This is a genomic window from Aeromicrobium sp. UC242_57, assembly GCF_044452305.1.
GTDB lineage: Bacteria > Actinomycetota > Actinomycetes > Propionibacteriales > Nocardioidaceae > Aeromicrobium.
Genome location: NZ_JBIOAM010000003.1, coordinates 1,363,089 through 1,375,027 on the forward strand (window position 1 = coordinate 1,363,089; position 11,939 = coordinate 1,375,027).

Genomic DNA, 11,939 nt, shown 5'->3' on the forward strand with positions numbered 1-11,939 from the left:
TCGAGGACGTACTGGACGGTCAGGTGCTCGACGAGCCTGACGACTATCCACGCCGACGTGGTCGGCTCTGACACGCGGGTGTGCGGCTTGTTGATCAGCAGGTAGGCGGCGACGAGGTCGCCTGCACGCTGCTCAAGCTCCGAGGTGCGTCCGCCGTGCTGGGCGCGCGGCAAGGTCTCGACGACGAGCCGCAAGAACTCGACGTTCTCCTCCAGTGCGTCGAGCAGCCCGTCGAGCGTCGAGCGCACCGACGAGGGACCGGGCTCGTCGAGCCGGTCGGCGAGCACGGCGGTCGAATCGCGCCGTCAGCTCACCGAGTACCGGTCGACGACAGCGGTGAGGATAGACGCCTTGTCCGGAAAGTACTGGTAGAGCGATCCAGGGCTGATTCCAAGCTTCTTGGGCGATCCGGTTGGTCGAGGCCTTGTCGTAGCCATCGCGCAGCAGCACGTCCTGCCCGGCGCTGATGATGCGTTCGACCATCAGACGAGAACGCTCTTGCTGGGGTCGCTTGCGCAGGTCGACCGATGCTCTCGGGAGGGGCCACCTTCCCGAGTGTAGGCAAAAAAGCGAATTGTATGCGAGCAATCGCTCGTGTCAGCATCGACGCATGACGACTGAAGCCACTCCCGTCCTTCCGACCCGCTTCCGCGAGCAGGAAGAGCGGGGCGCCCGCATCGGCGGTGTCCTGCGCAAGGTCGGCCGAGTCGACCAGGTCGACGAGAACCTCATGGGGCTGATCGGCCGACGGTTCATGGAGAGTGACGAGATCGGCGCCGACCTCGCCCGCGCGATCCGCGACGACCGGACCGTTATGATGCGCCAGTTCCACCAAGCGCTGACGTCTCGGCATCGAGAGCATCGAAGACGCTCCACCAGCACTGCGGTCCTTCTTCGATCACGTCGACGCTGTGCCCGACTGGGTCGACATGGATCTCGTCAACGAGGGCGCCCGTCTCTACCGGCTGACCGGACAGAATGCCGCCGACGTCCTGCTCCAGCTGTCGCTGATCGGCGGCTACCGCTTCGGCGGTCCGACCGACCTTCTCGTCGCGACCGGCGGAACTCACTGGCGACATGACCAGGCGGCGCCTCGGCGAGACCCAGAAATGGGGAATCGCGATCTCCGAGCACGATGCGATGCGTCGCAGCGGCGAGGGATTCCAGCTCACCGTGCACGTCCGGCTCATGCATGCGCTGGTCAACCACAGCTTCGCGACCGGCGACCGCTGGGACGTCGCCCGGTGGGGGCTGCCGATCAACCAGTCCGACCAGGCCGCGACATTGGGCCTGTTCAACGGCACCTTGCTGCTCGGCGTGCGCGCGCTCGGCGTCAGGGTCACGCGGGCCGACTCACGGGCCGTGATGCACCTGTGGAAGTACGTCGGGTGGCTCATGGGCGTCAGCCCTGACTGGCTGTTCGACAGCGAACGTGAGCAGCACCGGTTGAACTATCACGTGCTCCTGGCACAGGCTGGCATCAGCAAAGCCGGACCCCAGCTTCGCCCAGGCGATCGTCGGGGCCCAGGACGAGCTGCACGTCGAGCACTTCGCGCCGGTCGTCCGACGCTTCGGACGCGAACGGCTGCTCAGCATGTTGCGGGTCTTCCTCGGCGAGGAAGGTCTCCGGGATCTGCACCTGCCGTCCCGGCTGCCGTGGGCGGTCGTCCTGATCCTTCCCGCCAACCTCGTCCGCTACCAGCCGTCGGGCGCACGGCGTGGGGCCAGCGCCACCTGCAACGTCGCGGCGCTGCGGCCCGCAACCGGCTCGATGCGACGCTACTTCGGCACCGATGTCCCGCAGATCGGCCGGATCAGCCAAGATTGATCCCATGCAGATCACTCGTTTCGGACATGCCGCCCTGCTCGTCGAAGCCGGCGAGGCGCGCATCCTGATCGATCCCGGCACGCTCAGCGTCGACGACACGTTCGCCCTCACCGGCCTCGACGCGATCATCGTGACCCACCAGCATCCCGATCACCTCGATCAGGGACGCGCGCCGGCCCTGCTCGAACGCAATCCCGATGCGCTGCTGCTGTGCGATCCCGAGACGGCCGCGCTGGTCGAACTTCGGAGACTGGACCGAGAACGCCGACGGTCAGCAGACCACGGTCAAGGGGCTGTCGATCACCGGCATCGGCGCGCAGCACGCCGTGATCCTGCCGACGATCCCCCGCATCGGCAACGTCGGCGTGCTGGTGACGGCAGCGGGTGAACCCACGCTGTTCCATCCCGGCGACACCTACGAGCACGCCCCGTCGGACGTCGACGTGCTGGCGCTCCCTCTATCAGCGCCATGGGCCAAGTCCAGCGAGACCGTCGACTTCATCCACCGCGTCTCGCCTCGCACGCTGTTCCCGATCCACGACTGCACGACCTCCCCGGCAGGCCACGGCAGCTACTCGGGCTCAAGTCGTCGGTCACGGTGGCGTCGACGACGCCCGGCTGCTCGGCCAGACTGACTCCACGACTGTCTGAGGTGACCGCCCCCACGGGCTGGCTGCGGTCGGCCTCTGTCCCCATCATGCTGTTCGGCGGCGCTCTCGTGGCGATCCAGTCACGCATCAACGGCGAGCTCGGCCATCGCCTGGGCGACGGCCTGCGATCTGGTGCGCTTGCCGCGACGATCAGCTTCGGCAGCGGACTGTTCCTGCTGACCGTGCTCGTGCTCTGCCGGCCCAGCGTGCGAGCAGGAGTCCGCGGCTTCGCCGGGGCGTCTCAGAGCATCGACTCCGTCCCTACGAGCTGTTGGGTGGTCTGGGTGGCGCGTTCTTCGTCGCGACCCAGGGCATCACGGTCGGCACGATCGGCGTCGCGCTGTTCATCGTGGCCTTCACCGCGGGTCAGTCCTCGAGCTCGCTGCTGGTCGACCACTTCGGCTGGTCGCCGAGCGGACGCCACGGCATCGCCGCCCCGCGGGTCGTGGCGGCCGCGTTGGCCGTCGTGGCGGTCGTGCTGGCCGCAGGTGAGCGTCTCGTCGACAACGCCGACGCGCTCCTGGCGGCGTACGCCCTGCTGGCATTCGTCGCAGGCACCTTGCAGGCGATCCAGCAAGCGCTCAACGGACGGGTTGCCGCTGTCGGCGGTTCGTGGGCGACGACCTGGAACAACTTCGTGGTCGGTACGGCGGGCCTGCTCGTCTTCTTCATGGTCAGCCTGCTGTCCGACGGCGACCTCGACCCTCTCCCCCAGACCTGGTGGCTCTACCTGGGCGGCCTGTGCGGAATTGGCTTCATCTGGATCGCGACGTGGACAGTACGCATCCACGGCGTGCTCGTCCTCGGGCTGTGCATGATCGCCGGACAGGTCGTGACGGCCGAGCTCATCGACGTCCTGGGTGAGGATTCTCACGTCGGAACAGTCGGTGTTCTCGCTGGCGCCCTGACGCTCGTAGGCGTCGTGCTGGCCCTGCGCGTCAGGCGTGACGCCACGCCGATCAAGGCCGATTGAGTTATCTCATATCTGAGATATGGTGGTCGGCATGACGGTTCGTGACGACTACTTGGCCAGGATCGGCGCCCTCATCCGGGACGCTCGACAGCACAGCGGAATGACCCAGGCAGAGCTCGCTGCCGAGCTCAAGACCAGCCAGAGCGCGATCAACCGGATCGAGAAGGGCCAGCAGAACCTGACCCTCGACATGCTGGCCCGCATCGGCAGCGCCCTCGACTCCGAGCTCGTCAGCGTCGGCACCTCCGGCCCCAGCCACCTGCGCGTCCGCGGCGGCACGACCCTCTCTGGCGCGATCGACGTGAAGTCCAGCAAGAACGCCGGAGTCGCACTGCTGTGTGCGAGCCTGCTGCAACGCCGGCACCACGATCCTGCGCAAGGTCGCCCGCATCGAAGAGGTCAACCGACTGCTCGAGGTGCTGACCTCGATCGGCGTCAAGGCCACCTGGCTCAACGAGGAGAACGACCTCGGAGCCGCATCGTTCCCCGCCGCTTGACCTGGCCTCGATGGACGCCGACGCCGCGCGTCGCACCCGCAGCATCATCATGTTCCTCGGCCCGCTGATGCACCGCTACGACGACTTCGAGCTGCCGTACGCCGGTGGCTGCGACCTCGGAACCCGCACCGTCGAGCCGCACATGACAGCGCTTCGTCCGTTCGGGCTCAAGGTCGTTGCGACCGAGGGCAGCCTATCACGCGACGACCGCCGAGGGTGTCGGTCCCGAGCGTCCGATCGTGCTGACCGAGCGCGGCGACACCGTGACCGAGAACGCCCTGCTGGCATCGGCCCGCTACGACGGCGTCACGGTCATCCGCAGACGCCAGCCCCAACTACATGGTCCAGGACCTGTGCTTCTTCCTGCAGAAGCTCGGCGTCGGCATCGAAGGCATCGGCACGACGACGTTGCGCATCACCGGTGCGCCCGTGATCCACTGCGACGTCGAGTACGCCCCCAGCGAAGACCCCATCGAGGCCATGAGCCTGATCGCGGCGGCTATCGTCACCAGTCGAGCATCACGGTGCGCCGGGTGCCGATCGAGTTCATGGAGATCGAGCCGCGCTGCTGGAGGAGATGGGCTTCCAGTACGACCGCACCCCCGAGTACCGCGCGGAGAACGGCGAGACCCGCCTCGTCGACATCACGACCTACGCGTCGTCGTTGCACGCCCCGATCGACAAGATCCACCCATGCCGTTCCCGGGTCTCAACATCGACAACCTGCCGTTCTTCGCCGTCATCGCGGCGACGGCCGAAGGTCAGACGATGTTGCACGACTGGGTCTACGAGAACCGGGCGATCTACCTGACCGAGGCTGAACAGCTGGGTGCCCGGGTAAGGCCTCGATCCGCACCGTGTGCTGGTCGACGGTCCCACCCACTGGAGTGGCGCCGGCTGGATCTGCCCGCCGGCGCTTCGTCCCGCTGTCGTGATCCTGCTGGCGATGCTCGCCGCCAAGGGCACCTCGGTGCTCCGCAGCGTCTACGTCATCAACCGCGGGTACGAAGACCTCGCTGAACGGCTGAACGCCTTGGGCGCGCAGATCGAGACGTTCCGCGACATGTAGCCAGGTGGGTGCGTGTGCGCCCGCCAGGGCATAGCGTGACGGATGTGCCCGACTACCTCGACCCCGCCCCCGCTAGCGCTGGCGCACCGCGGGGGCGCCAAGGTGGGGCTGGCAACCTTCGGCATCGAGAACTCGATGGCGGCGTTCCGACACGCCTACGACCTGGGCTATCGCTACCTCGAGACTGACGTGCGGCTCAGCGCCGACGGCGTCGTGTTCGCGATCCACGACGAGACCCTCGAACGTCTGACGGGCACGGCGGCCGCCGTCACCTCCTTGACGGTCGACGATCTCGCGCGCGACGTCTGGACGATCGGGAGCCGCTGGTCCAGCTGGGTGCGCTGCTGGAGGCCTTCCCGGACGCCCGGTTCAACATCGACGTGAAGTCCGATGATGTCGTCGATGCGGCGTGTGCGCTGATCCAGCACCACGATGCCGTCGCGCGGGTGTGCCTCGGCTCCTCTCCCACGCACGGATCAGCCGTGTTCGGCACATCCTGCCCGACGTCGCGACTGCTGCCTCCAGCAAGGAGGTCGTGATGATGCGCTTCGCCCCGTCAGCGCTGCTCCGCGGCCGCCACCGGCCCCGCTTCACCTGCCTGCAGGTGCCGGCTCAGAAGGGCGCTGTCACCGTCGTCACGCCCAAGGTCATCGCTCGGGCCCATGCGATGGGCGCCCAGGTGCACGTGTGGACGATCGACGACGCAGCCGAGATGCACGGCTGCTTGACCTGGGAGTCGACGGAATCGTGACTGACCGCACCGACGTCCTCAAGGACGTCCTGGTCGATCGAGGAACCTGGAAGGAACCCACATGACCGATCACGAGACAGCCGGCTCACCTGCAGTAGCGGTCGCCGCGAACCGCAGGGCCGTGATCGCCTGGAGCCTGTGGGACTGGGGATCGGCAGCGTTCAACGCCGTGATCGTGACGTTCGTCTTCTCGGTCTACCTGACCGACGCGGTGGGCGACAACCTGCCTGGTCCGATCTCGGCCAGCTCGTTGGCTGGGCTGGTCGATCGGCGCGGCAAGCCTCGTGATCGCCGTCCTGGCACCGTCATGGGCCAGCGCTCCGACGGATCAGGCCACCGCAAGCGCAGCCTCGGCCTGCTGACCCTGTCGGTCGTGTGTGTCACGGCCCTGATGTTCCTGGTCGAGGAGAGCCACGACTACCTGTGGCTCGGACTGCTGCTGATCGCGATCGGGACCGTGCTGTTCGAGCCCGCCCAGGTGCCGTACTTCGCGACGCTGCGCCAGGTCTCGACTCCTGACAACGTCGGACGAGTCTCGGGCCTCGGCTGGGCGTTCGGCTACCTGGGCGGCATCGTGCTGCTGCTGATCGTCTACGTCGGACTGATCTCCGGTGACGGCGGCCTGCTGGGGGTCTCCACCGAGAACGGCCTCAACATCCGCTGGGTGGCCGTCGTGGCGGCCGTGTGGTTCTTGGCGTTCTCCATCCCGGTGCTGCTCGCGGTGCCCGAGCTGCCGGCCGACGCCAGTCCCCTGCCGAGTGCCGGCTTCGCCGAGTCGTACCGGTTGCTGTTCGCCGAGCTGGCGGCACGATGTGGCGTGAAGACCGGCCAACTCTTCAGTTCCTGATCGCCAGTGCCCTCTACCGCGACGGTCTGGCTGGGTGTTCACGTTCGGAGCGGTGATCGCCGTGAGCGTCTACGGGTTCACGGACGACACCGTCATCCCGTTCGGCATCGCCGCCAACGTTGCCGCGGCTGGCGGCGCGATCTTCGCCGGTCGACTGGACGACCGGCTCGGGCCGCGCAGGGTCATCGTCGGTTCCTTGATCTTGATGCTGGGCGCCGGCCTGGTCCTGCTGTTCGTCGACGGGATGGTCGGCTTCTGGATCTTCGGACTCGTGCTGTGCTTGTTCGTCGGGCCGGCCCAGTCGGCGTCGCGCACCTACCTCGTCCGGCTCACTCCCCCGGGCAAGGAAGGTCAGCGCTTCGGCCTGTATGCCATGACCGGTCGCGCTGCCTCCTTCCTGGCACCGACCCTGTTCGGGCTGTTCGCCTTCATCTTCGGCGACGACCGGTGGGGCATCATCGGGATCATGCTGGTGCTGGTCGCCGGGCTCCTCGCCCTGATGCGGGTGCCAGCCCTGCAAGGCGATCGCGCTCGCAGCGAATAACTTCACCGTTCAGGGGAATTTCATCTGCGTGGCCTACGTTGTAGTAGGTAACGCACATGAAAAGGGGAGGTACATGGCTGAACGCGCACTGCGAGGTGCTCGGCTCGGAACACAGAGCTTCGAGGATGAGCGCGGCGTCGAGATGGCTCCCCGGCAGCAGGTCGAGTACGTGTGCCCCGATGGACACACCTTTTCGGTCACGATGGCCGACGAGGCTGAGATTCCGTTCGAGTGGGAAGATCCGAAGACCGGTCAGGTCGGCGAGCTGGCGGGCGGCGTCAAGCCCGAAGGCAAGGTCGAGAAGCCGATTCGCACCCACTGGGACATGTTGCTGGAACGTCGCTCGGTCGACGAGCTCGAAGAGATCCTGACCGAACGTCTGACGCTTCTGCGCGGCGGTGAGATCGGTCCCCCGCATCTGCACCGGCCGAGCAAGAAGAAGAAAAGCGCCTAGACACCTGCCACAGGCCTAGGTATGCGGTGAAGGACCCCGGCTGCGGCCGGGTCTTTTGACGTCCGGAACCGGGTGCCGATCAGCTGCGGCGCCGCTTGCGCGGGACCGACCGGGCCAGCCCCCACACCGTGACCCGCCAGAGCGCCTCGCGGACGATAGCACCACTCATCTTGGACTCGCCCCGTTCACGCTCGACGAACGTGATCGGCACCTCGACGACGGACATCCCGGCTCCGACGACTCGTCGAGCCATGTCGATCTGGAAGCAGTAGCCCTGCGAGGCCACGTCGTCCAGCGGGAGCCGTTCGAGAGTCGAGCGCTTGAACGCACGGAAGCCGCCGGTGGCGTCCTTGATCGGGATGCCAAGCATTAGACGTGCGTAGAACGTCCCGCCACGGGAGATGAGCTTGCGGTGCCATGGCCAGTTGACCACGGCGCCGCCGGGAACCCACCGAGATCCAGGACCAGGTCGGCGCCACCCTCGCTAGCCGCCAAGATCTGCGTGAGGTCCTCGGGACGGTGCGAGCCATCAGCGTCCATCTCGAGGAACGTGTCGTAGTCGCGAGCCAACCCCCAGGCGAAACCGGCCCGATAGGCCGAGCCGAGCCCTTGCTTGGACGTGCGGTGCATGACGTGGATGCGCGGGTCAGCGGCGGCCAGCGCATCGGCGATGTCGCCGGTGCCGTCGGGAGATCCATCATCGGCGACGAGGACGTCGAGAGCTGGGGCTGCTGTACGTGGATGCGTTCCACGATGATCGCCAGGTTGGCCGACTCGTTGTAAGTCGGCACGATGACCAATGCCTTCACTGCTCGTCTCCCTGGTTCTGGTTGCGTCGTCGTGTTCCGACCCACCATGCTCCCACCCCGACGATCACCAGCAGCCACTCGAGGTAGCGGCCGATCACCAGGGCCGGTGTGCGGCTGGCGGCCAGGGTCACGGTCGTGCTGATCGTGGCTGGTTGGTGCATCGGTGCGCGCTCGACGACATGCCCGCTCGGATCGACGGCTCCGGAGATGCCATTGGTCGACGGGACGACGACCCAGCGGCCGGTCTCGATGGCGCGCAACCGCGAGATGTCCCACTGCTGCTCGGGCTGCGACGTTCCGGTGAACGCCGCATTGCTGGTCTGGACGACCAGCAGCTGCGCACCGCCGTCCATGGCTCTGCGGATCACGCTGTCATAGGCGATGTCGTAGCAGATCGTGTCACCGATACGGGTGTCGGCGATCGTCATGGCCCCCGGCTCGTCACCGGCGATCATGTCGCGCGGGATGTCGCGGGCCAGCCGGTTGAAGATGGATCCGGCCTGCTTGCGGAACGGCACGTACTCACCGAACGGCACCGGCTTGAAGCTTGACGTAGCGATCGCCGGGGCCGTTCTCGGTCCACACCACGCCGGCGTTGTACGACGTGTCGACGGTCGGCCCGTCGAACAGACCGCCGACCAGGATGGGTGCCTGCAGCCGGGCGGCGAGATTCTCGATCTGGTTGCGGGCATACGCGTTGTTGTACGGATCGATGTCGGTGGCGTTCTCAGGCCACAGCACCATGTCAGGGCGCGGGACCTCGCCCGCGTCGATCCGGTCGGCTAGGCGCGCTGTCTCAGCGAGGTGAAGATCAAAGATCTCGCCGCGTGGCCAGGTCAGGAAGACCCCAGGGACATCACCTTGAACCAAGGCAACTTGTCGCGTGCCGTCAGCGCCAGCGATGCCCGTGGGCAGCACCGCACCGACGCCCGCCAGCGCGAGCACCCCGGCGCCTGCCAGGAGGCGGGTCCTGAGTGCCGGACCGACGACCACGACGACGAGCAGCGCCGCGACCCCGAACAGGACCGCGCTGGTGCCTGGCATCGCGACGAGCCGCGCATAGGACGAGAAGGGCGTGTCGATCGACGTGTGCGCCAGGCGCCCCCACGGGAAACCGGTGAACGGGAAGCCGCCCCGAGCCCACTCCCCTGCGACCCACACGCCCGCACCGGCCAGCGGCCACCACGACAGTCTTGTCGCGGCCCGCAACGCCAGCATGATCGGGATGAAGAACAGCGTCTCTGCCACCACGAGCGCAACATAGGCACCGCTGCTGACGGCATTCATCCACCAGATCAGCGGACCCATGAATCCCAGCCCATACACCACGCCCGTGACGGCCACGGTGCGCTTGCGGGCACCGTCGAGCCCACGTGCCAACCAGATCAGCCCGGCCACCCCGACAACCATGGCGAAAGGGCAGGTTGACCGGATCAAAGTTGAGCGACGAGACGACGCCGAGAGCAGCAGCTGCCGGCCAGGCCAGCTTCCAGCTGACGTTCGGGGTCCGCCCGGGGCGGGCGGGTCTCACAGGGCGACGAGCCCGCGTGGGGTGTTGTTGAGCACCTCGAGGCCATCGGCCGTGCACACCGCAATGTCTTCGATGCGGGCGCCGAAACGTCCCTCGAAGTAGATTCCGGGCTCGATCGAGAAGGCCATGCCTTCTTCGAGCACGAGATCGTTGCCCTCGACGATGTACGGCTCCTCGTGGGTCTCCTGGCCGATGCCGTGGCCGGTGCGGTGGATGAACAGGTCTCCGTAGCCGGCGTCGGCGATGATCTGGCGGCCGATGGCGTCGACCGATTCGGCTGTCACGCCCGGACGCGCATGCTCGCGCTGTGCCTGGTGGGCCTCTTCGAGCACCGCGTAGGCCTTGGCGTACTCCGGATCGACGGTGCCGCCAGCCAGGTAGTTGCGGGTCGAGTCTGAGCAGTAGCCCGAGGGCATCGTCCCGCCGATGTCGACCACGACCGGTTCGCCGACCTCGATGACCCGGTCGGACAGCTCATGATGGGGTGAAGCCCCGTTGGGGCCTGAACCGACGATCACGAAGTCGACGGTCTCGTGCCCGGCCTCGAGGATCGCTGCGGCGATGTCGGCACCGACCTCGCGCTCGGTGCGTCCAGGACGTAGCCACTCGTGCACGCGACTGTGCACCTGGTCGATCGCCAGGCCGGCATCACGAAGCGCGGCGACTTCGGCGGCGTCCTTGCGGATGCGCACTTGGACCAGCGAACCGGCCAGCACCTGGTCGGCCTGCGGCATCGCCTCGCCGAAGGCGAAGACCCTCGCGGCCCACATGTGGTCGTCGAGGCCGATCGTCGTCGCTTCACCGACGAGCTGGGCGACCAAGGCGAACGGATCCTCGGTCTCGGTCCACGTCGCGATCTCGACGTCGACGCCCGACGCGACGGCCGCCTGGCGCTCGAGTGCGGGGACCACCAGCGTCGGCGCTCCGGAAGCGGGAAGGACCAGGCACGTCAGGCGCTCGAGCGGCAGCGCGACATATCCGGTCAGGTAGCGAAGGTCCGCCCCCGGGGTCACGAGCAGGGCGTCGATGCCCCGCGAAGCGGCTAGTTCTTGTGCCTTGCGCCATGTACTCACACAGCGACGATACCGGGCCGTCCGACACGGCAGCGAATGACAGATGCCAGAAGCTGACCTAGTGTGAAAAATCCAATGTCTAGGATCGGGGGGTCCTGATGCGTAGAGCAATAATTCCTGCTGCTGCAGTCATATTGACCAGCAGCCTCCTCGTCACCGCACCTGCGGTGGCTGGCGACAAGCACACACGCGACAAACACCAGGGGTCAGGCGTCGACACGAGCCGACTCACCAAGGCCGTGACAGTCAACGGCCAGCGAAGACCCTGCGGCGGCTGCAGGTCATCGCCAACCGGAACGAGGGCACCCGAGCGTCGCGGCTTCCCGGCTACGACCAGTCGGCGGACTTCGTGGCCAAAGAGCTGAAGAAGGCCGGCTACAAGGTCCGCAAGCAGTCATTCACCTTCGCGTTCAGCCGTGACCTCGAGCCGGCCACCCTGGCCCAGGTCACCCCGGTCGCCAAGGACATCGAGACCGAGGCGTTCGACTACTCAGGGTCCGGCGACGTGACCGGGCCGATCACCGCGATCAACCTGACCATCCCGCCTGGAGATGCCGGAACTGCGACATCGGGCTGCGCGCCGAGCGACTTCCCCGCTCCCGGCCCAGATCCGGCCGTCGCACTGATCCAGCGTGGCACCTGCGACTTCGGAGTCAAGGCCGCCAACGCTGAAGCCGCTGGGTACGACGCAGCGATCATCTTCAACGAGGGCCAAGAAGGACGGCAGAGCTGTTGACCGGAACGCTCGGCAACCCGGTCAACATCCCGGTCGTCGGCACGTCGTTCGCTGACGGCGCCGCCCTGGCAGCAACGCCGGGCGCGACCGTTCGAGTGACTGCGAAGACCGAGGTCGATCTCAACCGCACGACCACCAACGTGATCGCCGACCTGCCTCGCAAGACCAAGAACCCTG

16 protein-coding genes and 5 pseudogenes are annotated in these 11,939 nt (G+C 67.0%); 14 read left to right on the forward strand and 7 right to left on the reverse strand.

All coding sequences use genetic code 11. From position 1 onward, the window contains the following. Positions 1–20 precede the first annotated feature (20 nt). The 3 genes and pseudogenes from ACHMWU_RS18975 to ACHMWU_RS18985 form a co-directional block, all read right to left on the reverse strand. Positions 21–287 (reverse strand): annotated as a pseudogene (locus ACHMWU_RS18975) (hypothetical protein); the annotation flags it as partial. A gap of 18 nt (positions 288–305) precedes the next feature. Then, on the reverse strand, positions 306–437 hold the full coding sequence (locus ACHMWU_RS18980) for a TetR/AcrR family transcriptional regulator (protein ID WP_396045926.1): 132 nt from the start codon (positions 435–437) through the stop codon (positions 306–308). A gap of 375 nt (positions 438–812) precedes the next feature. After that, positions 813–1,070: a hypothetical protein gene (locus tag ACHMWU_RS18985; protein ID WP_396045928.1), complete on the reverse strand. Its 258-nt coding sequence runs from the start codon at positions 1,068–1,070 to the stop codon at positions 813–815. Between the two features lie 70 nt (positions 1,071–1,140). Here ACHMWU_RS18985 and ACHMWU_RS18990 point away from each other — a divergent pair. The 13 genes and pseudogenes from ACHMWU_RS18990 to ACHMWU_RS19050 all read left to right on the forward strand — a co-directional run. Next, positions 1,141–1,524, forward strand: a pseudogene (locus ACHMWU_RS18990) (oxygenase MpaB family protein); the annotation flags it as partial. Positions 1,525–1,594: 70 nt separating this feature from the next. Beyond that, positions 1,595–1,828 (forward strand): hypothetical protein, encoded by a 234-nt coding sequence (locus ACHMWU_RS18995; RefSeq protein ID WP_396047028.1) that lies wholly within the window; start codon positions 1,595–1,597, stop codon positions 1,826–1,828. A 4-nt stretch (positions 1,829–1,832) separates the two neighbouring features. Further along, a pseudogene (locus ACHMWU_RS19000) lies at positions 1,833–2,117 on the forward strand (MBL fold metallo-hydrolase); the annotation flags it as partial. Continuing rightward, a complete protein-coding gene (locus ACHMWU_RS19005; protein WP_396045930.1) occupies positions 2,026–2,463 on the forward strand; it encodes an MBL fold metallo-hydrolase in 438 nt (145 codons plus the stop codon). The pseudogene ACHMWU_RS19000 and the gene ACHMWU_RS19005, both read left to right, overlap by 92 nt. Positions 2,464–2,525: 62 nt before the next feature. Further along, a pseudogene (locus ACHMWU_RS19010) lies at positions 2,526–2,678 on the forward strand (DMT family transporter); the annotation flags it as partial. Then, positions 2,672–3,451 carry a DMT family transporter gene (locus tag ACHMWU_RS19015; RefSeq protein WP_396046900.1) on the forward strand — a complete coding sequence of 260 codons (780 nt, stop codon included), beginning with the start codon at positions 2,672–2,674 and terminating at the stop codon, positions 3,449–3,451. The pseudogene ACHMWU_RS19010 and the gene ACHMWU_RS19015, both read left to right, overlap by 7 nt. Before the next feature lie 31 nt (positions 3,452–3,482). Beyond that, positions 3,483–4,016 (forward strand): helix-turn-helix domain-containing protein, encoded by a 534-nt coding sequence (locus ACHMWU_RS19020; protein ID WP_396045932.1) that lies wholly within the window; start codon positions 3,483–3,485, stop codon positions 4,014–4,016. 271 nt (positions 4,017–4,287) lie between these two features. Further along, positions 4,288–4,968, forward strand: coding sequence for a hypothetical protein (locus ACHMWU_RS19025; protein WP_396045934.1), 681 nt, complete (start codon positions 4,288–4,290; stop codon positions 4,966–4,968). 91 nt (positions 4,969–5,059) lie between these two features. Beyond that, positions 5,060–5,401 (forward strand): glycerophosphodiester phosphodiesterase, encoded by a 342-nt coding sequence (locus ACHMWU_RS19030; protein WP_396045936.1) that lies wholly within the window; start codon positions 5,060–5,062, stop codon positions 5,399–5,401. Between the two features lie 64 nt (positions 5,402–5,465). Beyond that, the gene (locus ACHMWU_RS19035; protein WP_396045938.1) at positions 5,466–5,768 is read left to right on the forward strand and encodes a glycerophosphodiester phosphodiesterase family protein; all 303 of its coding nucleotides are present in this window, start codon (positions 5,466–5,468) and stop codon (positions 5,766–5,768) included. 61 nt (positions 5,769–5,829) lie between these two features. Next, positions 5,830–6,615, forward strand: a complete 786-nt coding sequence (locus tag ACHMWU_RS19040) for an MFS transporter (RefSeq protein WP_396045940.1) — start codon at positions 5,830–5,832, stop codon at positions 6,613–6,615. A 34-nt stretch (positions 6,616–6,649) separates the two neighbouring features. Then, on the forward strand, positions 6,650–7,159 hold the full coding sequence (locus ACHMWU_RS19045; RefSeq protein ID WP_396045942.1) for an MFS transporter: 510 nt from the start codon (positions 6,650–6,652) through the stop codon (positions 7,157–7,159). A 73-nt stretch (positions 7,160–7,232) separates the two neighbouring features. Then, on the forward strand, positions 7,233–7,613 hold the full coding sequence (locus ACHMWU_RS19050; RefSeq protein ID WP_396045944.1) for an RNA polymerase-binding protein RbpA: 381 nt from the start codon (positions 7,233–7,235) through the stop codon (positions 7,611–7,613). Positions 7,614–7,692: 79 nt separating this feature from the next. On the opposite strand, the pseudogene ACHMWU_RS19055 reads toward ACHMWU_RS19050, so the two are convergent. From ACHMWU_RS19055 to ACHMWU_RS19070, 4 genes and pseudogenes are all read right to left on the reverse strand, one after another. Beyond that, positions 7,693–8,470 (reverse strand): annotated as a pseudogene (locus ACHMWU_RS19055) (polyprenol monophosphomannose synthase). After that, positions 8,419–8,958 (reverse strand): apolipoprotein N-acyltransferase, encoded by a 540-nt coding sequence (locus ACHMWU_RS19060; RefSeq protein ID WP_396045946.1) that lies wholly within the window; start codon positions 8,956–8,958, stop codon positions 8,419–8,421. The pseudogene ACHMWU_RS19055 and the gene ACHMWU_RS19060 overlap by 52 nt, the downstream one beginning before the upstream one ends. Beyond that, positions 8,945–9,832: a hypothetical protein gene (locus tag ACHMWU_RS19065; protein WP_396045948.1), complete on the reverse strand. Its 888-nt coding sequence runs from the start codon at positions 9,830–9,832 to the stop codon at positions 8,945–8,947. The genes ACHMWU_RS19060 and ACHMWU_RS19065 overlap by 14 nt, the downstream gene beginning before the upstream one ends. 117 nt (positions 9,833–9,949) lie before the next feature. Next, on the reverse strand, positions 9,950–11,026 hold the full coding sequence (locus tag ACHMWU_RS19070) for a M24 family metallopeptidase (protein ID WP_396045950.1): 1,077 nt from the start codon (positions 11,024–11,026) through the stop codon (positions 9,950–9,952). 349 nt (positions 11,027–11,375) lie between these two features. Here ACHMWU_RS19070 and ACHMWU_RS19075 point away from each other — a divergent pair, with 349 nt between their 5' ends. Further along, on the forward strand, positions 11,376–11,762 hold the full coding sequence (locus ACHMWU_RS19075; RefSeq protein WP_396045952.1) for a PA domain-containing protein: 387 nt from the start codon (positions 11,376–11,378) through the stop codon (positions 11,760–11,762). The last annotated feature ends 177 nt before the right edge of the window (positions 11,763–11,939 follow it).